This window comes from Litoribacterium kuwaitense, from assembly GCF_011058155.1.
GTDB lineage: Bacteria > Bacillota > Bacilli > Bacillales > DSM-28697 > Litoribacterium > Litoribacterium kuwaitense.
In genome coordinates, this window is sequence record NZ_JAALFC010000022.1 from 38364 (window position 1) to 62199 (window position 23836).

22 protein-coding genes are annotated in these 23836 nt (G+C 41.6%); 19 read left to right on the forward strand and 3 right to left on the reverse strand.

The window, feature by feature from the left end; all coding sequences use genetic code 11:
- Positions 1–16: 16 nt before the first annotated feature.
- Positions 17–892: an AraC family transcriptional regulator gene (locus G4V62_RS11820; RefSeq protein WP_165202463.1), complete on the reverse strand. Its 876-nt coding sequence runs from the start codon at positions 890–892 to the stop codon at positions 17–19.
- A 178-nt stretch (positions 893–1070) separates the two neighbouring features.
- Between G4V62_RS11820 and G4V62_RS11825 the strand changes: the two genes are divergently transcribed.
- The 13 genes from G4V62_RS11825 to G4V62_RS11885 all read left to right on the forward strand — a co-directional run bounded on the left by G4V62_RS11825 (position 1071) and on the right by G4V62_RS11885 (position 17167).
- Positions 1071–1943, forward strand: a complete 873-nt coding sequence (locus G4V62_RS11825; protein WP_165202465.1) for a phytanoyl-CoA dioxygenase family protein — start codon at positions 1071–1073, stop codon at positions 1941–1943.
- A gap of 747 nt (positions 1944–2690) precedes the next feature.
- Positions 2691–3749, forward strand: a complete 1059-nt coding sequence (locus G4V62_RS11830; RefSeq protein ID WP_165202467.1) for a LacI family DNA-binding transcriptional regulator — start codon at positions 2691–2693, stop codon at positions 3747–3749.
- A 74-nt stretch (positions 3750–3823) separates the two neighbouring features.
- Positions 3824–4792, forward strand: a complete 969-nt coding sequence (locus tag G4V62_RS11835) for an ABC transporter permease (RefSeq protein ID WP_165202469.1) — start codon at positions 3824–3826, stop codon at positions 4790–4792.
- 7 nt (positions 4793–4799) lie between these two features.
- Positions 4800–5666 (forward strand): carbohydrate ABC transporter permease, encoded by an 867-nt coding sequence (locus G4V62_RS11840; protein ID WP_165202471.1) that lies wholly within the window; start codon positions 4800–4802, stop codon positions 5664–5666.
- A gap of 273 nt (positions 5667–5939) precedes the next feature.
- Entirely contained in the window at positions 5940–7469 is a 1530-nt protein-coding gene (locus G4V62_RS11845) for an extracellular solute-binding protein (RefSeq protein WP_165202473.1), read from the forward strand.
- Between the two features lie 32 nt (positions 7470–7501).
- On the forward strand, positions 7502–8548 hold the full coding sequence (locus G4V62_RS11850) for a Gfo/Idh/MocA family protein (protein ID WP_165202475.1): 1047 nt from the start codon (positions 7502–7504) through the stop codon (positions 8546–8548).
- 34 nt (positions 8549–8582) lie between these two features.
- Positions 8583–9482 carry a Gfo/Idh/MocA family protein gene (locus G4V62_RS11855; protein WP_165202477.1) on the forward strand — a complete coding sequence of 300 codons (900 nt, stop codon included), beginning with the start codon at positions 8583–8585 and terminating at the stop codon, positions 9480–9482.
- An 18-nt stretch (positions 9483–9500) separates the two neighbouring features.
- The gene (locus G4V62_RS11860; protein WP_165202479.1) at positions 9501–10361 is read left to right on the forward strand and encodes a sugar phosphate isomerase/epimerase family protein; all 861 of its coding nucleotides are present in this window, start codon (positions 9501–9503) and stop codon (positions 10359–10361) included.
- A 38-nt stretch (positions 10362–10399) separates the two neighbouring features.
- A complete protein-coding gene (locus tag G4V62_RS11865; protein WP_376768310.1) occupies positions 10400–11173 on the forward strand; it encodes a glucosamine-6-phosphate deaminase in 774 nt (257 codons plus the stop codon).
- The gene (locus G4V62_RS11870) at positions 11166–12317 is read left to right on the forward strand and encodes an N-acetylglucosamine-6-phosphate deacetylase (protein WP_165202481.1); all 1152 of its coding nucleotides are present in this window, start codon (positions 11166–11168) and stop codon (positions 12315–12317) included. Before G4V62_RS11865 ends, G4V62_RS11870 begins: the two co-directional genes overlap by 8 nt.
- A 495-nt stretch (positions 12318–12812) precedes the next feature.
- A complete protein-coding gene (locus G4V62_RS11875; RefSeq protein ID WP_165202483.1) occupies positions 12813–14273 on the forward strand; it encodes a protein adenylyltransferase SelO in 1461 nt (486 codons plus the stop codon).
- A gap of 376 nt (positions 14274–14649) precedes the next feature.
- Positions 14650–15948 carry a UDP-glucose dehydrogenase family protein gene (locus tag G4V62_RS11880; RefSeq protein WP_165202485.1) on the forward strand — a complete coding sequence of 433 codons (1299 nt, stop codon included), beginning with the start codon at positions 14650–14652 and terminating at the stop codon, positions 15946–15948.
- 127 nt (positions 15949–16075) lie between these two features.
- Positions 16076–17167, forward strand: a complete 1092-nt coding sequence (locus G4V62_RS11885) for a hypothetical protein (RefSeq protein WP_165202487.1) — start codon at positions 16076–16078, stop codon at positions 17165–17167.
- 158 nt (positions 17168–17325) lie between these two features.
- Here the strand turns inward: G4V62_RS11885 and G4V62_RS11890 are convergent, their stop codons facing one another.
- Complete coding sequence (locus G4V62_RS11890) at positions 17326–17931, reverse strand: nitroreductase family protein (RefSeq protein WP_165202489.1); 606 nt, start codon at positions 17929–17931, stop codon at positions 17326–17328.
- 203 nt (positions 17932–18134) lie between these two features.
- Between G4V62_RS11890 and G4V62_RS11895 the strand changes: the two genes are divergently transcribed.
- The 4 genes from G4V62_RS11895 (at position 18135) to G4V62_RS11910 (ending at position 21796) form a co-directional block, all read left to right on the forward strand.
- Positions 18135–18479, forward strand: a complete 345-nt coding sequence (locus tag G4V62_RS11895) for a winged helix-turn-helix transcriptional regulator (protein ID WP_312855486.1) — start codon at positions 18135–18137, stop codon at positions 18477–18479.
- Between the two features lie 426 nt (positions 18480–18905).
- Complete coding sequence (locus G4V62_RS11900; RefSeq protein ID WP_165202491.1) at positions 18906–20045, forward strand: DUF418 domain-containing protein; 1140 nt, start codon at positions 18906–18908, stop codon at positions 20043–20045.
- A gap of 15 nt (positions 20046–20060) precedes the next feature.
- Positions 20061–21194: a sensor histidine kinase gene (locus tag G4V62_RS11905; protein WP_165202493.1), complete on the forward strand. Its 1134-nt coding sequence runs from the start codon at positions 20061–20063 to the stop codon at positions 21192–21194.
- Positions 21191–21796, forward strand: a complete 606-nt coding sequence (locus G4V62_RS11910) for a response regulator transcription factor (RefSeq protein WP_165202495.1) — start codon at positions 21191–21193, stop codon at positions 21794–21796. Before G4V62_RS11905 ends, G4V62_RS11910 begins: the two co-directional genes overlap by 4 nt.
- Before the next feature lie 219 nt (positions 21797–22015).
- Here the strand turns inward: G4V62_RS11910 and G4V62_RS11915 are convergent, their stop codons facing one another.
- Complete coding sequence (locus tag G4V62_RS11915; protein WP_165202497.1) at positions 22016–22987, reverse strand: aldo/keto reductase; 972 nt, start codon at positions 22985–22987, stop codon at positions 22016–22018.
- A gap of 168 nt (positions 22988–23155) precedes the next feature.
- On the opposite strand from G4V62_RS11915, the gene G4V62_RS11920 reads away from it, so the two are divergent.
- Positions 23156–23395 carry a potassium channel family protein gene (locus tag G4V62_RS11920; RefSeq protein WP_165202499.1) on the forward strand — a complete coding sequence of 80 codons (240 nt, stop codon included), beginning with the start codon at positions 23156–23158 and terminating at the stop codon, positions 23393–23395.
- Between the two features lie 83 nt (positions 23396–23478).
- On the forward strand, positions 23479–23836 hold a 358-nt coding region (locus tag G4V62_RS11925; RefSeq protein WP_212508759.1), incomplete at its 3' end, for an NAD-binding protein.

Genomic DNA, 23836 nt, shown 5'->3' on the forward strand with positions numbered 1-23836 from the left:
CATGCTGCTCCTTAGTTTAAATAAACAGGGAGCTGCTTTTTTTTTGGCTGCGATACTCGCTCGGTGCTACCCCGAAATATGACTTGAATTGCTTTGTAAAATGATGAACCGATGAATAATTCAAATCAGCAGCAATCTCAGTAATCGTACGCTGGCTTTCGAAGAGGAGGACGGCAGCCTGCTTCATCATCGCTTTCGTCCAATAAGCTTTTGGAGATAAGCCGGTCGTTTGCTTAAACCTTTCATGGAACTGTGTTTTTTTTAAACCACTTTCAGCCATCCACTCGTCGTAATTGGAAGCCGTTGATGGGTCGCGATCAATCCGCTCAATAATGGGCTGTATTCGATAATCTGGGATCCGCTCATCATAACGCATTAAAACAATTTCCAAAATAAATGCTTTTAAAAGACTGATCGCGATGTCATGCGATAGACATTCCTGGACTTGGTGTTGATCTACAAGCTGATTAAAGCGATCTTTTAATGTGTTTTTGTGTTGTAAAGATAAAACAGTCGGAATGTCATCAAGAGCGGTACCTTGGCGCGCATACGTCAACAGCTGGTTATCAAAATCGTTGTGATTCCAAACGATATGACGATTTGTATATTGAGGTTGGTCAGTCCATAGTTCAGCGTATACGTTCAATGTTAATAACGGTTGTTTGGCATCAGAATGAAAAGAGTGAACCTGTTTAGGAGGGAGAAATACGAGGTCATATTTTTTAAGTGAATATGAACGACCTTCAGTTGTTAATATCCCTTTCCCATCAACAACGAGATGCCATGCATAGCAATAGCCAATTCGCATTGATTCTTCAGCATTTCGATCACTTGGGAAACGATAAAGGTGGGCAACACGAATATAGGGTGAGATTTCACAGACTTCATTCATCTCAAGGTTCCTCCTTACTCCTCAAAGTTCATTGCTATGGATTGTACCATGAAAAACAAAGTGAGGGAATATTCCGGTAAAAATGATCAAATACCGAAAGAGTGTCTAAAGACAGCACTCATAGAGGGTGTTAAGTTATAACAAAGTATTAAATTCCCTTTAGAAAGGATGATCTTAGGTGACTGAAAACGTAAACGGAGGTTTAACTAAGGAACAGCTTGATTTTTATGAGCGAGAAGGGTACCTCGTGCTACCTTCGCTCTTGACACCTGAAGAGCTTGAGCCTACAAAAGAGGCGATGAATGCAAAAGTATCTATGATTGCGGATCATTTACTAAAAGATGGGTTAATCGACGATCCATTCATTGATCGTCCGTTTGAAAAGCGGCTTGCGGAGATGTTTAAAGACTTAACAGAGGAAGATTTTTTAAAGTATGGTCGAAGCTGGCGTGATCGGCACCCAGGTTATTTTCAGCTAATGAGCAATCCAAAAATTTTGGACGTTGTTGAGTCCTTAATTGGCGGAGAAATTTTTTCCAGTCCCGTGTACAACACAAGGCCCAAAATACCGAAAGTGGCTGCTGGCGCTGTTCCTTGGCATCAAGATAAGTCTTACTGGCCAGGTGCCAATGCCAATCCGGTCATTACAGTCTGGATACCGATAGTCGATGCCAATGAAGTGAATGGCTGCTTGCACATTAAACCGAAAACGCATCGGAAGAGGCTGCTTGAGTGGCATCATGAAGAACTTACAGGGACGGGATATACTGCTCTTCGGGAAAATCAGCTTGGAAATACGCCGAGTGTCGTGTTGCCAGTCACTGCAGGAAGCGCCATTATTTTTAACGACCGTTGCCTCCATATGTCGACACCCAATCGCTCAGAAGGAGTGCGCTGGAGTGTAGACTTACGCTATCAGCCAACCGATCAAGATCCCATGCTTAATCAAGGTGTAGGCTTTCTGGCTCGGAGCCGCAAGCATCCTGACCGGGTGGCGACGCTAGAAGATTGGCTGGCAAAACGACCAGAGCATGAAGAAGTCCCTTCGTAGAAAAATGCTTGCTCAATGAGTATGAAAATAGCTGTACATTCAGATGTTCAGGTTTGCTTCCTGTGCATCTTTTTTTGCGTTTGATTCTCCCACATCAAAGAAGGTTATCGTATCGATGGCTCATGAAGTAAGCAGAGGCTGAATTGGCTTGACGGCTTAAGCCGAGTTAACGATGTGACTTTTCGTGAGGCTACGCATTAATCGAGCAGGAGGCAGTGACGCGCGCCCAAGCGTGTTGTTCAGAACTTGGCAGATTTAGTTCAATCATATGAGAACGACAAGACAAAAAAATGCCCCTTTGATGTTGCCATTATTGGTTGCCAAGGACTTTATGCGGGATTGGACTTTGTGAGATGCGTTAAAGCCTTTACTAGTTGTAAGCTCAAAAAAATGAGAAGTTGCCAGTGATCATTGATAAAATAAAAAAATCGCTTAATGAGATTAATAGACAATTTAAAGACTTGTCATTTCAAAATGACTCAAGTAAATTTGAAGTTAGCAAATCCGATATCTGAATCTTATTAATATATAAAAAATAAAATCGTTAAAAAGGGGGACGTCGTGTGCGCAAGAAACGGGTTTGAAACGAAGTCATATTCATCAATTGCAATCAGCAGTATATTACAAATATAAAGGGTTAATGTAGAAGTGATAACTATGCAGTCGCCAACCCTGTTTACACGTGACCGGTCCAATAATAAAGCTTGTTACAAAAATAGATATCGATTACTAAAAGGTGTGGAAATGGTGAAAAAGCATCCGACGATATATGATATAGCAAAAAAAGCAGGAACTTCTTCAGCGACAGTTTCTCGCGTCTTAAGCAATAGCGGCTATCCAGTGAGATCAGAGTTAAGAGAAAAAATAAAAAAAGTGGCGGAAGAAGTCAACTATATTCCTAACATGCTAGGAAGACAATTAAAAACAAATAATAGTATGACGATCGGAGTGATTATTCCATCCATAACGAACCCTTTTTATTCCTCTATCGTTCTAGGTGTTGAAGATATTGCTAGGAGTCGGGGATATCATGTGTTGTTATGCAACTCCCATCGCAGTCCGCAACTTGAAGAGGAGTATTTAAAAACGTTATTTGAAAAGCAAGTCAAAGGCCTCATTGTTTCTTCTATTTCCCCAGATAAAAATTTGCTCGGAGCTTTAGTTCGAAAGGGCTTACAAATTGTAGCCTTTGATCAAACAATCGATGGGTTAAATAGCAGTCAGATTCACTTTGATTATAAAAAAGGTGGGTTTATGGCGACGGAATATTTAATCAAAAAGGGGCACAGAAAAATTGCACTAATCAGCTCTCCATTGACCCGACCAAGTCGAATAAGTGTTTATGAGGGATATCTAAATGCCTTGGAACAGAATGATCTTGACATAGATGAATCGTTGATCCAGGTTGCTTCAAAAGAATACGAAGCCTTTGACAGAAGTTATGAGTTTAAAAATGGCATCGAATTAACACAAAATTTATTGAAAAATTCGGAATTACCTACAGCCATATTCGTTTGTAATGATATGACAGCATTTGGTGTTATGAATGAACTGACGAAACAAGGTATAAATGTTCCTGAGCAAATGTCTGTGATGGGATTTGATAATATTGAGTTTTCCGAAATGATCACGCCACCTTTGACTACAATTCAACAACCAGACTACGAAATGGGGAAATTAGCCTGCAATTTGCTTTTAGACCAACTAGATGGAAAAACAGTCGAAAATGTAGACATCATGTTACAGCCAAAAGTAATCGACCGTAGCTCAGTACTAGCTCTAGAAAGCGCTGTACTAGAGAACTAAACAGTGCATAGTAATCGATTTCTATTAAGCCGGTAATCGGTTGCTACCTCAAATGCTGAAGGAGGTATCGATGAATGGATCAATTGGAGCCGAGAGAACAAGAGAGAACTGCGGTGAAAACAAAACGATCTAAGGAATATTATAAGTCTTTAAGAAAAAAACTGAATAACAGCAAATATCTCTTAATATTATTTGCACCTGTTTTACTTTACTACTTAATTTTCCATTATGCACCGATGTTTGGGGTCGTTATTGCCTTTAAAGATTACAATTTGTTTAAAGGTGTTTTGGAGAGTGAGTGGGTAGGGTTAAAATATTTTCAAATTTTTATAGAAAGCCCTGACTTTTTAAATCTATTACGAAATACATTTTTGTTAGGTTTTTATAATTTTCTTTTTGGGTTCCCCGTTCCAATCATATTTGCCCTGTTATTAAATGAATTGAAAAATATGTATTTTAAGCGCTTTGTTCAAACGCTTAGTTACTTACCGCATTTTATATCAAATGTCGTGGTCGCGAGTATGATTGTCGTTTTTCTTTCTCCTTCAGGTATTGTCAATCGAATGATTTCATACTTAGGCATTGAGCCGATGAATTGGATGATCATGCCAGAAATGTTCCGTACGATATTTGTCTCGTCAGAAATATGGCAGCATATGGGATGGGAGGCGATTATTTACTTAGCTGCTTTAACGTCCATTAGTCCGCAATTATATGAAGCGGCAGATATTGATGGTGCTGGGCGGTTTGCGAAATTATGGTATATTACGTTGCCCGGAATTTTGCCGGCAATCTTTATCGTAGGTATTTTAAATATTGGAAAAGTGTTGGAAATTGGTTTTGAAAAGGTTTTCTTGTTATACAATCCAGTCACGTATGAAACGGCAGACATCATTTCTACCTATGTTTATCGAGTCGGTCTTGTCCAAGGAAACTACAGTTATGCTACAGCCATTGGGTTATTTTTAGGGGTAATCAGCTTTACCTTCTTATTTGGTGCCAATTATCTTGCGAAGCGATTTGGACAAGAAAGTCTATGGTAAGGGGGCGATGGTTTTGTCAAAAGCAAAAATGACTCCGTTTACATTTATAAACAGCGTTCTTTTGCTAGGTGTGGCATTTGTTACAATTTATCCGTTTCTTCATATGATTGCTGTCTCGTTAAGTGGAGATGTTCATGTCATGAGGGGGGATGTGAATTTAATTCCAAAGGAGCTGACATTTAAAAACTATGAGCATGTACTAAGTGACTCTCGAATTGGGACAGGGTACTTTAATACGATTTTATACGTCACCTTAGGAACAGCGATCTCTTTAATCATTACAGCGATGGGGGCGTATGCACTATCGAAAAAAACGATGATTTTTCGTAAAGGTTTTATGATCATGATTGTTTTCACGATTTTATTCGGCGGGGGCATGATTCCAACTTTTCTCGTCGTAAAATCTTTAGGATTATTGGATACGGTTTGGGCGATGGTGCTGCCTCAGGCGGTAAGCACATGGAACTTAATTATTATGAGAACTTTTTTTTCTGCGACAATACCGAATGAATTAGAGGAATCGGCTAAGATTGATGGTTTAAATGATTTAGGTATATTTGCTCGAATTGTTCTCCCATTATCAAAACCGGTATTGGCAACGATTGGCTTATTCTATGCTGTAGGGATCTGGAATAACTTTATCCTTCCATTGCTATATCTAAGGGATGATGCACTGTATCCTTTACAAGTGATCCTTAGAAATCTAGTTCTTGTTGAGCAAATGGCTGATGTATCGGGTGGCGATGCCGTAGTCGTTCAGGAATCGATTCAATATGCAACGATTTTAGTTTCTACGCTGCCGATCCTTTTACTTTATCCATTCCTCCAAAAATACTTTGTTAAAGGGGTGATGATAGGATCATTAAAAGAATAGAGAAAGCGCTTTAATAAAAAGATCCAATATGATGGAGCATGGTCGGCTCAGGTTGGGAGATATTGAATGAAGATACAACAACAAGAAAAACAAAATTATACTTTTTGGTGTACAAGACAGCGTTTATATCTATGAAGAAGAGAATGCAATAAACAGCGTTGAAATAAAAATCAGCTTGACCATCTAAGTAGCAAGGCTACAAGTGACATCAAGGCTTGTAAATAGCAGTTGATTACATGAGTTATTTTCTGATAATTGAGAGGAGAATAAATAATGAGAAATATAAAATCCCCTTTTATGATCATGATGTTCCTTTTGGCAGTCCTGGCAGCATGTTCTGATTCTCCATCGTCTTCAGATGTCGAAACAGATGTTGAAGCAAATGGTGAATCAGATGGGGAAAGGCCAACAATCGAATTCTATACGAATGAACACCCAAGCTGGCCGACTGATGAAGATTGGCTCGTATTCGACTTGATGGAAGAAGGCGGTCAGATGAATATAGATTTAACGATTGCCGCCGAGCCTTACGGTGAGTCATTAAATCTTACGGTTGCATCTGGAGAATTACCGGATTTATTACGGATGCCCAATTATTCGACAGCGAACAGATATGGTAACGACGGAGCTTTAGTCAATCTGCTTGATCATATTGATGACATGCCAAATTTACAAACTTGGATGGAAGAATTTCCGGAAGCAGCCAGAGCCACTCTTTCTCATGATGGAAAAATGTTTATCTCGCCAAATATCGGCATTGGAGAAACCAACCGCATGCTGTACATGTATCGGCAAGATATCTTTGCAGAGCATGGTTTAGAGATACCAGAAAATTGGGATGAACTGTATGCCGTTTTAAAAGAGTTAAAGTCGATCTATCCAGATAGCTACCCGCTTGGCTTTCGAAATGGTACAGACAAACTTGAGAGCTTTGCACCGAACTTTGGTACGAGCTTGAATTACTATTACGATCATGAAAAAGATGAATGGCGTTATGGTCCTATCGAAGACAATTTCCGTGCATTGGTGGAGCATCTGAATACATTTTTTAGCGAAGGTTTAATCCCATCAGATTTCCTCTCAACAGATACAGCTCAATGGCAAGAGTTAATGTCTACGGGTACCTCTTTTATTACCCAAGATTATATTGGAAGAATCGACGAGTTTAATCTTGCAAACCGTGAAACAAATCCAGATTATACGTTACTCAATATGGCACCGCCTGCTGGTTTTCCTGGGGACGAACAAGTTGCTTATTCAGCACATAAAAATGAATCGGGTTATTCGGTTGCTGTCACTTCTGATCATATCGATACAGTGATTCAATACATTGACTGGACCTTTTCTGAGGAAGGCAGGGATGCATTGAGCTGGGGTGTTCAGGATGAAACGTATACAGAAGAAAATGGCGAGAAGCAATGGATGAAAGACTATCAAAGCCCTGCAGATCTTCGGAACGACACTGGGATATCTACGTATGCAACATACTCATGGTTTGATTACGATGCGCATATGAGCTTATTCAGTGATGAAGTGAAACAAGCCTATGAAGAAGGGCGGCAATACGATGAGCCAATCGTTCCGGTTCCAGCTTTTTCTCCAGAAGAACAGGAAGTCATAGCCATTCAGGGAGAAGCCATTATTAAACACAGAGATGAGCAAATCGCTAAGTTTATTATTGGTGATCGTGATTTAAGTGAGTGGGATGATTATGTGAAGGAAATGGAAGACCTTGGTGTGCAACAACTTGTTGACATCCATGCAGAAGCATATCAACGGATGCAGGAAGCAGAGTTGAATTAGCATGTCATTAAAAAAATAAAGGGGTGGATTTTGTGTCTAATCCAAAAAAGGTAGTGATTGTTGGGGCTGGAGTCATTTCAGCCTCTCATGCAAGAGCGATCACTGCACATCAGGAAGCTAAGCTCGTTGCTATTTGTGACATTGAACAGGAAAAGGCGGAGAAATTAGCTTATGAATTTAAAGTAGAAAAAACGTATACGGATTATGAGGAAATGTTTGCCCAAGAAGCTATTGATATTGTATCTGTTTGTGTGCCAAGTGGATTGCATGCGGAGGTGACAATCGCAGCTGCCCAACATGGGATCCATGTACTTTGTGAGAAACCGCTTGATATTACAAGTGAGAAAATGTCAAAAATGATCGACGCATGCAAAGCGAACAATGTTAAATTAGGCGCCGTTTATCAACGAAGAACATTGGATGCAGCGATTAAAACACGAAAAGCCATCCAAGAAGGAAAGCTTGGAAAACTGGTGCTTGGCGATGCTTATTTAAAATACTACCGAAGTCCGGAATATTATCAGAGCGCTGGTTGGAGAGGTACTTGGGAAATAGATGGCGGTGGCGCATTAATGAATCAAGGAATTCATGGAATCGACCTGATTCAATGGATGGTTGGTGAGGTTGAATCGGTTTTTGCTTATACCGCTCCTTTAGTTAGACATATCGAGGTGGAAGATACGGCAGTGATTGCAGTCAAATATAAACATGGCGCTTTTGGTGTCATCCAAGGAACCACATCTGTGTATCCAGGACAGGAAACGAGGTTTGAACTGCATGGTGAAAAAGGTTCGATCATTTTTGGAGACTCAGGCTTTAAACAATGGGCGTTTATTGATCGTGATGAAGAAATTCCACAAGTGAGTCACACAGAAGGGGGAAGTCACGACCCAAAAGCCATTTCGAATAGGGGACACGCTATTTTTGTGAATGATATGATCCAAGCAATCAAAGAAGACCGCGAGCCACTCGTATCCGGTGAGGAAGCTCGTAAAGCAGTTGATTTGCTTTTGGCGATTTATGAATCGGCAAGGACAGGAAAAGAAGTACAGCTAAATGCAATGAATCAATTCAATTAAGAGCTATTGCAGTTTAAATCATAGGGGGAGCGTCATGGATACGATTAGAATTGGAATGATTGGCTTAGATACATCTCACGTTGTCGCTTTCACAAAATTACTAAATGATCCAGCTCATCAGTATCATGTGCCAGGGGGAAAGGTCGTCGTTGCCTTTCCTGGAGGTTCTTCAGATATGGAATTGAGTTACTCTCGTGTAGAAGGCTTTACGCATGAGCTGCGAGATCATTATGACGTTAAAATTGTAGATTCCCCGGAGGAAGTTGCTGAAAAGTGTGATGCGATTTTTTTGGAATCTGTCGATGGACGGGTTCACCTTAAACAATTCAAAAAAATTGTTTCTTATCAGAAACCTGTCTTTATTGATAAGCCCTTTACAACTTCATCAAAGGAAGCCAAGGACATCCTTTGGTTAGCTGACGAAAATCAGACGCCCATCATGAGTTGCTCAGCAGTCAGGTTTGCAGTGGGTTTATCCTCAGCACTCAAGAAATTGGAAGGAAAAACAATCATAGGTATGGACTGTTACGGGCCGCTGGCGATTGAAGCCCATCATGGTTTGTTCTGGTATGGTATCCATACTGCAGACATGCTTTACCGTGCTTTTGGTACAGGATGTGAAAGGGTTACAGTGACAAAAAATGCCGATCATGATGTGCTTATAGGGGAATGGAAAGACGGTCGTATTGGCAGTCTTCGAGGAAATCGAAAGGGAAATAACACTTTTGGTGCAGCTATTCACAGCAACGAGAAAACAGAATTTGTAAACGCATCATCAGGCGATAAGCCTTATTATGCAGCGCTTTTAGAGGAAATCGTCCAATTTCTATGTACTGGGATATCGCCGGTTGATATTAATGAAACGGTTGAAATAACTAGATTTCTCGAAGCGGCGAATGAAAGTCGTTCAACTGGAAAAACAGTCGAATTATAAAGCAGGGAGTGAATATCATTGGTTTTTGATCGATTGGGTGTCATTACAGATGAAGTATCATCTCATACGGCTGAGGCCTTAAATTGGGCGAAAGAAAAAGGTTTAAAACATGTGGAAGTCCGACGGGTGAATGATAAGAATATCATTGATCTGTCTGATCGTGAAATTAAGCAGCTGCTTCACGACATTGAGCAGCGGGGGTTATTTGTCTCATGTATATCATCACCAGTATTTAAATGTGCACTTAACCCTACGAGAACGGTTGCCACAGGGGATACTTTTGGACAAGATGAAGAAGGTGTTGAAGCTCATTTTCAGAAACTAAACCGCGCTTTTGACATTGCTAGACTGTTAAAAACGGATAAAATCCGCATTTTCTCATTTTGGAGAGAACAAAACCCTTCCAATTATGAAGATGAAGTCATCGGTCATTTAAAAAGAGCAGCAGAGTTAGCTGCAAAAGAAGATATGCTACTATTGCTGGAAAATGAAGGGGCTTGCAACGGTGGCTATGCTTCTGAAGTTAGCAGCATGGTGAAGAAGGTAAATTCATCTCATCTTAAAGCACTTTGGGATCCCGGCAATGAGGAGCATGGTGGCCGCTCCGCCTTTCCTCAGGGCTATGAAGAGGTGAAAGGGCTGATCGGCCATGTCCATTTAAAAGATGCTTATATTCAAACAGATGGACAGCCAAGGTGTGTGCCGATTGGCGATGGTCATGTCGCTTATTTGGAACAGTTACAGGCGATAGATCACGATGGCTATCGAGGGTTGTTCACGATTGAAACCCACTATGTTCCAGAAGATGGAACAAAAATGGACGGCACACAATTAACATTGGACGGTTTAAAGCGACTATTTCAAAAGGCAGAAAAATAGTATAAACAAGGCTCAATAGAAAGGAGTTTTAATAAACATTGTCACTAAAAGTACAACCTTATAAAGAAAAAAAGATTGATCACTTAGTTGTTCGAGTATATGAAGAGCGAGACGGTATGGGGCGGGCTGCTGCGGCAGATGTCATCGCAAAAATGAAGGCCCTGTTAAAAGAGAAAGAAACGATTCGGATAATATTTGCTTCTGCGCCTTCCCAAAATGAATTTCTGGAGACGTTAAGGACTGCTTCTGGCATTGAATGGCACCGGGTGACCGTTTTTCATATGGATGAATATATCGGTTTAAAGCCACAGGAAGAACAATCCTTTAGTAAGTTTTTATGTGATCGATTATTTGACAGTGTCAAGCCAGGGAAAATTCACCTAATCGATGGTTTAAACGATCCAGAACTTGAATGTCAAGTTTATAGTGAACGATTAATGGAAGCTCCAATTGATATCGTTTGTTTAGGGATTGGCGAGAACGGTCATATCGCCTTTAATGATCCACCGGTAGCTCATTTTAATGATCCTAAATTAATAAAGATGGTTAAGCTGGATGAAATGTCTCGGCAACAGCAAGTGAACGACAAATGTTTCCACAAATTAGCTGATGTTCCTACTCATGCACTGACTCTGACGATTCCGGCATTGTTGTCTGGCAGTTACTTGTATTGCATCGTTCCAGGGTTGACAAAAAAGAATGCAGTTAAACAAACGTTAAAAGGACCCATTTCAGAGACAAACCCAGCTTCTAGCTTGCGCCGTCATCCAAGTTGTATTCTTTATTTAGACAAGGATTCTTACGATGAATGAGTTTTTAGAAGGGGTTCATTATGCTACTGGGGAACAAATTGCCGTAACGTTCAATGGAAGTCAAATTAGCGATATTCAACCACTATCTAAGCGAAAGAGTGATCTGCCGTTTATTGCGCCTGGGCTCGTTGACTTACAAATTAATGGCTACCAAGGTCATGACTTTAATACGTGGCCAATCACACAAGAAACGGTAAAAAAAGTGACTCATTTACTTTGGGAGGAAGGAGTGACTTCCTATTTTCCTACCATTATAACCAATCATGATAAAGCGATCGAAAATACAGTAGAGGTCATTTCCAAAGCGTGTGAAAACGATCGTTTTGTCGAAGCATGTGTTGCTGGGATACATTTAGAAGGACCCTTCATTTCTCCAGAGGATGGCCCTAGGGGTGCACATAGTCATTCTTATGTTAAAGCGCCTGACTGGGCCCTTTTTCAACAATGGCAAGAAGCGGCGAACGGCATGATAAAGATCATCACAATGTCACCTGAATGGCCAGGTTCTGTTGATTTCATTACGAAATGTGCTGAACATGGTGTTGTCGTGTCCATCGGTCATACAGCAGCAACTCCTGAACAAATACAAGAAGCGGTAGAAGCAGGCGCGACAATGTCCACACATTTGGGAAATGGAGCACACCTTATGCTGCCAAGGCACCCCAATTATCTCTGGGAGCAATTGGCTGAGGACAATCTATCGGCGTGTCTTATTGCAGATGGGTTTCACCTGCCTGAATCATTTCTTACCGTTGCCCTGCGCACAAAAAAGGCGCAAGCGATGCTAGTCAGTGATGCAGTGTATCTCAGTGGACTCAAGCCAGGAGATTATGAAACGCATATCGGTGGTAAGGTAGTACTGACACCCGAAGGCAAGCTTCATATGAAAGAAAATCCGAAATTATTGGCTGGTTCAGTAAGGATGTTAAAGGATGGAATCGCACACCTTGCAAATCGTGGGTTATGCACGGTACAAGAAGCTTGGGACATGGCGTCAATACGTCCAGCTTCTTTCATGAAAGCTCCAATGATGGAAGGTCTCAAGGAAGGGGCGAAAGCTGACCTAGTCACTTTTACAGGTGAAAAAGGTGCAGTAATAATCGTACAAACATATAAATCCGGAAAACGAGTGTATCCGTTCTGAGTTTATGAATATATTAGCGTGTGCTGTCTGTGCAAAAGGGCACTTTGTCCATTTGGAACAGACGGCTTTTTATTTTTACATATAGCAGTTGGGTTTCTGTACTATGTAATAGGTTTTATATTGTCTGTGAAAAGTATACCTTTGAGAAAGGCGCTATCGAGACAGTCATATTGAATTTAAACAAAAGCGGGCGATGAAAAAATCATCCTTCGCCCACATGTAAAGTTTGCTTTTAGTTCAATTCTTATCTCTCTTACCTATTTATACTAAGAGGATGTTAGGCGGACAACTAAAGACACGCCTAGTTCAATGCGGGACATTACACCTGATGTCGATTTCAATGGTTTTTAATCCCTCAGATGATGATCGATTTATTGTTCTCATTTTAAAGGATGTTAAGGCGTTGTCTTTCGTTCCCATGTATAATGCAAACGATCGATCACGTATGATAAGGTTGTCTTAAATATACAGACTTGGATTGGAGAGAGCACAACGATGTCAAACGATGAAACGATAGGCTGGTCGTTAAAAAACAGCTACATGAAGCTGCCTCAGACTTTTTATGAAGAAACGCATCCTGAACCTGCGCTGCACCCACATCTTGTAGCCTTTAATGAGACGCTCGCTCAATCACTAGGCTTAGATGCGCAGCAGCTTAAAGAGAGTGAAGGGATCGCTGTGCTTTCAGGAAGTCGAATTCCAGAAAAGTCACAGTCGATTGCGCAAGCGTATGCAGGCCATCAATTCGGTCATTTCACGATGTTAGGGGACGGGCGTGCGGTTCTTTTAGGGGAGCAGATCACGCCTGCTGGCGAGCGTTTTGATATCCAGTTAAAAGGAGCGGGGCGAACAACTTTTTCTCGTGGAGGAGATGGGCGAGCAGCTCTCGGACCAATGCTTCGCGAATACATCATTAGTGAGGCGATGCATGCTCTCGGTATTCCGACGACGCGCGGTCTTGCGGTTGTGAAAACAGGGTTGCCTGTCCATCGTGAACGGCCTTTACAAGGCGCGGTACTAATACGAGTGGCCGCAAGTCATATTCGGGTAGGCACATTTCAATACGCTGCCGCACGAGAAGCAAGCGATGAGTTGAAAAAGTTAGCTGATTACGTGATCGACCGTCATTATCCAGAGGTCAAAGACGCGGAAAATCCGTATCATGAACTGTTTCGCCATGTGATCGATCGCCAAGCCTCTTTAGTCGCTAAATGGCAGCTTGTTGGCTTTATTCACGGGGTCATGAATACCGACAATATGACCATTAGCGGTGAAACGATCGATTACGGTCCATGCGCTTTTATGGATACATACGATCCCAAAACGGTTTTTAGTTCGATTGACCAGCAAGGTCGATACGCCTATCAAAACCAACCGGGCATTGCTGAGTGGAACTTGGCACGCTTTGCGGAAACGTTACTTCCTTTGTTTCATGACGATACAGAACGTGCCGTAGACATTGCTCAAGACTTACTCGCAACATTTGCGAGCCGTTTCCATCGCTATTGGATGAAAGGCATGAGAAATAAACTAGGGTTAAGTAACGAACGGCAAGAAGATCGCGACTTGATCAAAGATCTCCTCCAATTAATGGAGCACCATCAAGCAGATTTTACAAATACATTTAGGTCATTGACGTTAGAATCATTTACAGACGAAGCGCTTTTTGAGGCTGAGGATTTTGCTCATTGGCGGAAGAGGTTAGAAGAGCGACGAGCACAGCAGTCGGAATCGATTAAAACGGTGCGGGAACTCATGCGTCAGCATAACCCGGCGGTAATTCCTCGAAACCACCGGGTTGAAGAAGCTTTGGCAGCAGCGGAACAAGAAGAATGGGCACCTTTTCACCAACTGATGCAGACGCTCAAGAAACCTTACGCTTATTCGGATGACCAAAAAGCTTATATCTGTCCGTCCAGCTCTACTGTTCCGTATCGCACGTTTTGCGGCACGTAATTCTCAAAAATACCAGTAGGGATCGTCATAACGTTGGCTTTTTCGTCTATATATTTTCTTTAACTACACTCTGAGTCCAGCTGGTGTTAGTGCTGGACTTTTAGTTTTTTAACTTTTCCTTAAGATGCAGATAAATAAAAAGGAAAATACATGCTATGCAGCGTAGTGTTCTTTAAGGAGAACTTTTCTATAATAGAGTTATCGGACATTATTTTTAAGAAAATTTTATAAACTTTTTATTTTATTGCTAATTCACCTTAAGTAATATATAAGAAGAGGTAAAAACTCTATTTTTTTACAGTGGATGTTCTCTAAAAAGAACGAAACTTGTCGTTTCTTGCTGAAAAGAGACGTAGGTGTTAAAGGGGAAAGGGAAATGGAAAAATCAGTAGTTGTCATCGGATCGTGTTTTCTAGGAATGATGACAGGTGTTACGTTGGCTAGCTTAGGTCATCATGTCACTGTACTTGACACAGATACGGAGCGAATTAAACGTTTGAAAAAAGGAGTTATGCCTTTCTATGAACCGGGCTTAGAAGAGCGCGTGTATGAGTTTATGCAAAAGCAATGTTTACATTTTGAGGACAAAAAAGGGCTTCTCCTGACACAAGCTGATGTTATTTATGTAACGACATTGCATGGCTTAAGTCAACAAAATCAAGTACAGGAAACACTTGAACGCGAAGCGGCATATGTATCAGCATACGCAAACAATAACGCGATTGTAATGCTTAAAGGATCAGTGCCAGTCGGGACAACGAGACAATTTAGCCGACAGCTCTTGCAGCCATTACAAGTAGGCTATGAATCTTCTTTTCTCACGCGTGGGTCCGCTTTAAGAGATGCTTTTAAAGGAGAACGAACTGTTATTGGGACGACGTCAAATCAAATAAAATATGCCATTCGCTGTTTATATGAAACGTTAGATGTTCCTCTCTTTGAGACAACAATAGAAACTGCGGAGTTGATCCAATACGTAACGCACGCGTTTTTAGCAACAAAAATTAGTCTTATTAACGAATTGGCAGATATTTGTGAAGAGGTTGGCGTGGATATTGAACACGTGTCAGAAGGTGTAGGTATGGATTCGCGCATCGGTCACAGCTTCTTACAAGCGGGTCTTGCCCACGTCGGGTCACGCTTTTTTAAGGATACACATGCGTTAAAAAATATCTTAAGATCAAACCTTCGTGACTCTTCGATTATTCAAGCTGTGTTAGAAGTACAAGAGGCTCGGCCAAGAAAGATTTTTCGTGCGATTCAGCAATTAGGTCCGCTTCATGGAAAGCGCATCGTTCTCTTAGGACTCGCTGAGTCTGCGAACACAGACTGTATGATCGACGCCCCTTCAATTACAATAACAGAACTATTATTGCAGGAAGGTGCGACAGTGCTAGGGTATGATCCTATAGTCTCCTCAGCTGCAAAAGAAATGATGCCTAGTGCGTTTCAACTCGCTGAATCTATTGAAGAGGCTTTATACGAGGCAGATTTGGCGGTCTTGATGACCGATTGGGTTCAAATTGAACAGTATCCCTTTGAGGGCTATAAGACATTCATGAAGACCCCGTTACTTTTTGATGCGCGCAACGTGCATGACCCAGAAGAAGCGAGTCAATCAGGAATTCAATACTATTCAGTGGGACGCAAGCCTGCCCATGTGACGAGTTTTTAACACTGTACGAGAGAGGGGGATATTTATTTTGAAGCAAGATAAATGCTGGATCAACCGAGTGTTCTTCGCGACGTTTTTCCCAGCTCTGTTACGGAGCGGTGATGTAGAGGAAGTGGGTGTGTAATGAATGGCACATCTCGTTTATTATGTATCTGTTGGAAAAGCGCACATGAAGCGCTGTGCTCTTATCCTCGAAGCGCTACTTCATTCGCATGACGAAATACATGTCACTATTGTCTACTGTGAAGGCATACGATATTTACGGCGTAGACTATCTCGTTTTAAAAATAAAATCCATTACCGTCAGCTCCCAATCGCCCTAAACTACATATTTTATTCGAATGAGCTTCGTGTCAATGTGATGCAGACACAAGAGCAGCTTCTGGCGTATAAAGATGATTGGGAAAAATTAATTGCTCACGAACGACATTATTTAATGACAAATGAAGCACATTTTGTGTTTAGTGATATTGAACCAGTGGCCTTTCCAGCTGCTCAACAAGCAGGCGTTCGCAGTGCTGGTATGGGTCATTTCACATGGTATACGCTGATGATGGAATGGTTTCCTGAAGAAAGTTTATTTCTAAAACAAGCGTATGAACAAATGGATCAATGGATTGCCTTAGCAGGTCATAAAGAGCCGAATTGGGGAAATGTTGGCTCCTGTACACTGGATTGGTTTACGGGAGAAATCAATATTAAACGAGTTCGCAGAATGCGTAAAAAATGGCTTCAACAAACAGGAAATGACCGTGTTGCTTTTGTTGGGCTGGAGAAGGACTTGGGAAATATCAGGCTGCCACAAACATGGTCGAATGAAAAAACGGTCATTGTCGTGTCGTCAGGGAGTGTCACAGGAAATACGAATGTTGTCCCGATTCCTACGTTTGAGCGGTTTCCACAAGAATTTATGGCTGCTTGTGACTTGGCAATCATGCGTCCGAGCTGGGATACAATCGCTGAGGCTGCGGTCACTGGCAAACCAATTAGAGTAGCTGTTCAGCATAAGCTTCCTGAAGAGCGAGGGTTGAGAGAAGCAGTGAAACATTTCGGACTAGGGGAAACAGTGATCATCGATAGCACCCAGGATATCTTTGATCTTCCGTTAAAGTTACCGGTTCGAGCAGGTGTGACAGCCACAAACCAGTTGCCTCGTGTGTTAACGCTCTTACGTTATTGGCTTTTTCATCAACCTTCCACTGGAATAAAGACTTTATAATCAATGCTCCTGACAGGATAAACAGCCATAGCTGTTTTCCTGAGAGGAGCATTTTTAATGATGTTAGGAAAATGGCTTCATCTCTGCTCTGCTTTATGAACAAGACAGGAGTATGTATTTCATCCTCGTGTCATGGAAGAGATGAACAAAGGACACATTTATGAACCGTGAACCTTAATACGGTCATCTAAGGGCTTAAATTCTTTTGGACCAGCGTCGCTTGTCGGTTTGCCAAACGGCATTTGTGCATATAGCTTCCACGTATTAGGAATATTCCATTTCTCCGCAACAAGCTCGTCGATAATCGGGTTATAGTGCTGGAGTGAAGCACCTAAGCCTTCTGTTGCAAGTCCAGTCCACACAGCTAATTGGTGCATCCCAGACGTTTGGATAGACCAAATTGGAAAGTTATCAGCATATAGTGGGAATTGCTCCTGCAATCCACGCACGACATCTTGATCTTCGAAAAACAGAATTGTACCGTAGGCGCCTTTAAACGCGTCCATTTTTTGTTGCGTACCGGAAAAGTCAGCCTCTTCACCAACGACACCTTTCAGTGCGTCCGTCGTCATATCCCATAATGTGTCATGATCTTTAGCAAATAAAATAACGACACGGGTCGATTGTGAATTAAATGCAGATGGGACATGTTTCACTGCATGCTGGACAATCTCTTCGATTCGTGTGTTTGAAATGGTCGTTTCTTTGCTAAGGGCATAGTGGCTGCGACGATTTTCGAGTGCGTCATAGAAGTTCATGCTCATTTTATATTCTCTCCTTTATGTGTCTGTTCGTTTGATCATGTACTAGTGTAACCAGAGACATCGGGAAGTAACAGTACGCACTTTAAAGTGGGTTAGTATCCTAAAGGAAACTATGACGGCAAAGCTTAACGAGACAGCTTGTTTTTTTACAGTTCAGTTTAGTGGTATACTATCTCTAAAGAAACTGTATTGGAGGCTTTCTCGTGGACACTTGCAAAGCAGAGACAGCATTGGATATTTTAGTCGGGAAGTGGAAGCATAAAATCTTGTTTCAATTAACGAAGCATGAAGTCTTGCGCTTTAATGAGCTGAAACGTGCTATTCCGGGGATCACACAAAAAATGCTGACGGTCCAACTGCGCGAGCTAGAGGCTGAAGGAATTGTCGGACGTAAAGTGTATTCGCAAATCCCGCCAAAAGTAGAATATAGCATTACGGAGTATGGTAAAACACTACAGCCGATTCTTGAAGCGATGCATGATTGGAGTGAAAAGCATATTGAGCGAATGAATGCACAATATGTCGAAGCCCAGGTTCAACAGTCATAACCATACGTTAATGAAGTCTTAGGCTTGTCTCATGATGTTGCTAGGCGCTGATGTGTCCATGAACGATTTGCTCTATTCGAGTCACCTTTTGTCTCGGCCACTAGGCTTGAAGTTTGAGACAAGGTATTTGAATAAATCGGTTGTTCCTAATCTATAAACCCGTCACATTCTTTAACCACTTGTTTCGTCATTCGACAGGTGGTTTTAGTTTGTTTCGAAGCCTTAAACAGTTTAATGATTTAGAGTCATTTTAGTACTGTCTATCAGAAGTTAAATAAAGGTCGACTTCTTTGTTCAATGCTAGTCACTGGTAATTATTTTGTGACATTTGTCATGAATTATTGCTTACACTTGTGAATGTTTCGTAGCTCTTTTCAATATTACAATCGAATGAAGCTGAACAACTTTTGAAAAGAGTGAGTAAACATGGAACAGCAGAGGGAAAGAATTCGCTTGCTTGATATCTTGCGAGGGTTTGCTATCTTGGGGACTCTTGGAACGAATGTGTGGATATTTGCTTATTTAGGAAACCTGTCTTATATTACAACGTTTGATCACTCAGGATGGTGGAATATCAACGACCTCCTCAGAATGCTCGTATTATTTTTGGTTAACGGAAAATTGCTCGGGTTATTAACCATTATGTTTGGTATAGGGTTAGAACTTAAATATCAGCAGGCATTTCGTAAAGCAAAGGCATGGCCTGGAGTTTATATTTGGGTATCACTTATCCTAATCATTGAAGGGCTACTTCACTATATTCTAGTTATGGAATATGACATCCTTATGAGTTATGGTATAACCGCAATCATTGTTGCGTTCATTGTTAAAGGCGGAGACCGTGTCATATCTAGAACGATGAAATGGATTGGGAGCATTCATACAACAGTCATTCTCGCATTCATGTTGCTGTTGCTTGGTTCGGGCGCGAGTATGTCGCTGGGCAGCTTTGATGAGGTGGCTACCCTTTATAAAGAAGGCACCTGGCTGCAGCAATTACAATACCGAGTGTCTCATTTCTTGCAGCTTAGAATTGAAGCTATCTTTGTTATTCCGATGAACGTTTTCTTATTCCTGCTCGGTGTGCGCCTGATGCGTTCGGGTGTATTTGCGAACGATCAGAACGGTCGGCGCCAGCGTGACAAGCTTTTTAACATTGGAATATATATTGGTGTGCCGTTAAACTTACTCATATTGATTCCAGGCGGCGTTTTCGATCTTCCAGTACGTTATTTATTTGCACCGTTGATGTCACTGGGATATATAGGACTTATTGGGAAAATGATACAATATACACAGGAAAATGTGCTGTGGAACTTTTTAGAAAGTGTCGGGAAGATGTCTCTGAGCTGTTACGTCATGCAAAATGTGATCTCATCCATTATTTTTTACGGTTGGGGTTTTGCGCTTGGCGAACAGCTAAATTCTTTGACGATCATTGCGATCTGGCTAGGCATTTCTTTGTTTCAGCTTTTCTTTGCATCTGTATGGTTGCGTATATTTAAATTCGGACCTATGGAAATGCTTCGTAAGCGTACAGCGGGAATCTTTGAACAGAGGTCATGAAGCTGGAGGTTCTTTATGATAAATAAGATTTACCCAAGAGAGCAAATTAAACAATATTTGGCTTTAGATGTAATCGCCATCGTCATGATATTTTATATGGTTTTTCGGACAGATTCAGCCCTTGGTCTGTTGGGAAGCTCTCTGTTGTTGCTCGCTTTCCTTGTTTTTTTCTATATAGGGCTATGGTACAGGGATTGGCGTCTTCTGGCAGCAGTTTTGGCAGGTCTGACTGTGCTGACTGTGTTCGGGATCTATGTCGATCCTTCTATTTTGTTATTTGGGATCGTTTTTGCCGATTTGTTAGGAAGGGCGTGGTCCAAGTGGCACATTGGCATAGGTATTGCGGCAATTGCTGTAATGTTTACCATTGTTTTTTTGACCGAGGAAATCGAGCTTTTAAAGCTAGAGAAAACGGTCTTTATACCGATGATGATGATAGAAATGTTGTTTCCAATCGTCATATATATTATCGAAAAATCGAGAAGCTTACAAGGCGAACTAGATGAGGCAAATGAAAAGATTGAACAGTATATCCAGCAGGAGGAAAGAGAGCGTATCGCAAGAGATCTCCATGATACTTTAGGACAAACACTGACGATGATCAAACTAAAAAGTGAATTGGCCACGAAATGGTTGGACAAAGATAATGGACAGGCGAAAGAAGAACTGAAGGATATTATGGCTACTTCGCGAATGGCCTTGAAACAGGTGAGAGAGCTTGTAGCAGATATGCAATTTGTCTCTTTGGTAAGTGAAATAGAGCATTCCAAAAAGCTTCTGTATACGGCTGGTATTGAGTTTGAGATTGTGGAAAAAGGGGACCCTCCTTATTTATCTAGTGTAGAAGAAACGATGCTCGCTTTATCTGTTCGGGAAGCGATCACCAATATCGTCAAGCACAGCCAGGCAAAACATTGCATCATGCAACTTCAAACCACAGGTGACGATTATTGTATAAGCATAGTGGATGACGGGATTGGTCTCATCAATGTGAGAAATAAGGATGGCGTTGGATTTCAATCAATGAAGAAGCGAATGCAAGCATTGATGGGAGCTGCTATGGTGACAAATCACTCATCCACTAGGGGAACCGTTGTCACTTTGCGGCTCCCGGTTCGCCACTATGGAAAGGGGAATCCAGTGTCATGATTAGAGTGCTTCTTGCAGAAGACCAGCAATTGTTGCGCAATGCCCTATCTTCTTTGTTAACATTTGAGGATGATTTTGAAGTGGCAGCAGAAGTGGCGGATGGGCAGCAGGCGTGGGAAGCCATTCAGAAATATAAACCTGACGTATGTGTACTGGACATCGAAATGCCTTCGATCAGCGGCTTGGAGTTAGCTGAAAAAGTACGAGAAGCAAATTTACCTTGTAAAATCGTGATCGTTACTACGTTTGCCCGAGCTGGTTATTTGCAAAAAGCAATGGATGCTCGTGTTGAAGGTTACTTATTAAAGGATGAGCCGATCGAATATTTTATTGAATCGATTCGACGGGTGATGCAGGGAGAACGGGTCATTAGTACTGATTTGGCGGCGGCATTGTTTATGAAAGAGGACAATCCACTAAGTGTACGCGAAGTAGAGGTACTGATTCTGGCAAAAGAAGGAATGACGACAGATGATATGAGCAAAGCGCTCTACTTATCTAATGGGACGGTGCGGAACTACTTGTCTTCTGCTATACAGAAGCTAGAAGCAGAGTCGAGGCAGCAGGCGGTAAAAGCCGCTGTAGAAAAAGGCTGGATTTAAATAAAGGGCGTTATTTATTTATTTAAATGTAAAAAATAGTATTATTGCTAAAGAAAGCGATGAACATTGCTGATCTCCTACCAAAACTAGGTCGTTCAATCAAGGCGAGTAGGCGATGAAAATTGCCTAAAAAGCTAATTCTATCTTAATCCCTCTGAATAGAATTAGCTTTTTGTATCCGAACCGCTGGTTTGTTTCTATATAGAACGAGTTGTTCAATTAAGGAAGAGCAACACCGCGCGTGCTAATGTACAGCTCATACCATTCCTCACGAGTGAGGCACAGGTGAAACGCATCTTTGCCTGCGTAAATGCGCTCTGGCCGCGTGGTGCCGATAACCGGCTGAATTTGAGCCGGATGGGTCATGAGCCATGCTAAAACGATCGATTCTGGTGTAGTGCCTTTTTCTTCGGCAAGCTCCTGTACGCGATTGGCCGTTTTGATGACAGACTTAGGTTGTCCTTCTAGTGATTTTCCAGAGTAAAGCCCTTGCGCCATTGGGCTCCAAGCTTGGAGCTGAACGTTTTCAAGTCGGCAATATTCGATCGTTCCATCTGGGAAAAGGTTTTCTCGAGCAGCTTCTTGGTTGACGTGGACGCCTGTGTCTATGAATCCTGTTTTCAGCAGGCTCATTTCTAATTGGTTGGCAACAATTGGCTCATCACAGTAGGCTTGCAGCAATTTGATTTGACCGTGATTCATATTAGAGACGCCAAATGCGCGGACTTTGCCGGCTGCTTTTAGTTTGCGGAAGGCAAGCGCGACTTCCTCAGGTTCTACAAGTGGGTCAGGACGGTGTAGTAAAAGAATATCGAGGTAATCAGTGCCTAGACGCTCTAAGATCCCATCGACACTTGCTAAAATATGTTTCTCACTAAAATCAAAGCGATGAGGACCTGTTTCATCAGCAAAGCGGATACCGCATTTTGATTGAAGAATGATGTTATCCCTAAGACTTGGTTGATCTTTAAGAATTTGACCAAAAACCTTTTCAGCTTTACCTCTCGTATAGATGTCGGCATGATCAAACATCGTTATGCCAATGTCGAGTGCTGCCTCCACGGCCGCTTGACCTTGCTTGATCTGCTCTCCGGTTATAGGACTGTCATCCCAGCTGCCGCCCATTCCCATGCAGCCTAAGACGATTTGACTTGCATCGAATCCATGTCTCTCTAATGGGATCGGTTTCATCTTCATCTGCCTCCCTCTGTCTTTCAAGATACGTATAAGTATACGAGATTGGATCAATTTACGAAACAAGTCTTTCGTCAGTGTTATTGAAATTCAGTTTATAACTTTTTTATCACCTATTTTTCCTTTACTATAGAAGATGTTAAAGGATACAGAGGCGGTGAAACGATGCATTTCTTTAAAAAGCTTGGATTAAACTTAATTCGGATGAGAAATATGACGCTTTTTCTAGCGACGCTGGTATTTGTAGTGATCTGTACATTTGTTATGTATGCATTGGAGCCGGAGAATCTACAGTCGCTCTTTAATTCATTTTATTTTGTACTTACGACGTTTGCGACCGTCGGTTATGGAGACTTTTCACCAGTGACGATGGCGGGCAAAGTGTTTACCATTTTATGTACTTAGTAGGCATTGGGCTATTGGGCGTCGTGATTGGCAAAATCATTGATGTGTTTTCAGTATTTAAGCGCAAAAGGGAGGAAGGTAAGGTGGCCTATACGAAAAAAGAACATGTTGTCATTATTGGCTGGAGTAAAAAAGCCGAAACGGCCATTCGTGAAATATTAGGAACAAATGATTATATTGATGTCGTCATCGTAGATACATTGGAGAAGTCACCGACCGACGTTGCTGAAGAGCGAATCCATTATATTCAAGGAAGTCTTACAGAAGAGTATACTTATGCGCAAGCAAATGTTGAGCAAGCGAAGGCTGTAATTATTTTTGCCGATGACTCTATTCAGGATATCACTTTACGAGATGCAAAAACGCTTTCGATTGCCTTGACTGTGGAGCGGATTGCGCCTGAAGTTCATACGACTGCAGAGGTGATGGTTCAGCATCATT

Coding starts and splice junctions, on each gene's coding strand:
- G4V62_RS11835 (WP_165202469.1), top strand. CDS start 3,824: ATGGATCAATTGGAGCCGAGAGAACAAGAGAGAACTGCGGTGAAAACA.
- G4V62_RS11880 (WP_165202485.1), top strand. CDS start 14,650: ATGGAAAAATCAGTAGTTGTCATCGGATCGTGTTTTCTAGGAATGATG.
- G4V62_RS11820 (WP_165202463.1), bottom strand. CDS start 892: ATGAATGAAGTCTGTGAAATCTCACCCTATATTCGTGTTGCCCACCTT.
- G4V62_RS11845 (WP_165202473.1), top strand. CDS start 5,940: ATGAGAAATATAAAATCCCCTTTTATGATCATGATGTTCCTTTTGGCA.
- G4V62_RS11890 (WP_165202489.1), bottom strand. CDS start 17,931: ATGAGCATGAACTTCTATGACGCACTCGAAAATCGTCGCAGCCACTAT.
- G4V62_RS11905 (WP_165202493.1), top strand. CDS start 20,061: ATGATAAATAAGATTTACCCAAGAGAGCAAATTAAACAATATTTGGCT.
- G4V62_RS11855 (WP_165202477.1), top strand. CDS start 8,583: ATGGATACGATTAGAATTGGAATGATTGGCTTAGATACATCTCACGTT.
- G4V62_RS11910 (WP_165202495.1), top strand. CDS start 21,191: ATGATTAGAGTGCTTCTTGCAGAAGACCAGCAATTGTTGCGCAATGCC.
- G4V62_RS11875 (WP_165202483.1), top strand. CDS start 12,813: ATGTCAAACGATGAAACGATAGGCTGGTCGTTAAAAAACAGCTACATG.
- G4V62_RS11840 (WP_165202471.1), top strand. CDS start 4,800: ATGGTTTTGTCAAAAGCAAAAATGACTCCGTTTACATTTATAAACAGC.
- G4V62_RS11870 (WP_165202481.1), top strand. CDS start 11,166: ATGAATGAGTTTTTAGAAGGGGTTCATTATGCTACTGGGGAACAAATT.
- G4V62_RS11915 (WP_165202497.1), bottom strand. CDS start 22,987: ATGAAACCGATCCCATTAGAGAGACATGGATTCGATGCAAGTCAAATC.
- G4V62_RS11885 (WP_165202487.1), top strand. CDS start 16,076: ATGGCACATCTCGTTTATTATGTATCTGTTGGAAAAGCGCACATGAAG.
- G4V62_RS11920 (WP_165202499.1), top strand. CDS start 23,156: ATGCATTTCTTTAAAAAGCTTGGATTAAACTTAATTCGGATGAGAAAT.
- G4V62_RS11900 (WP_165202491.1), top strand. CDS start 18,906: ATGGAACAGCAGAGGGAAAGAATTCGCTTGCTTGATATCTTGCGAGGG.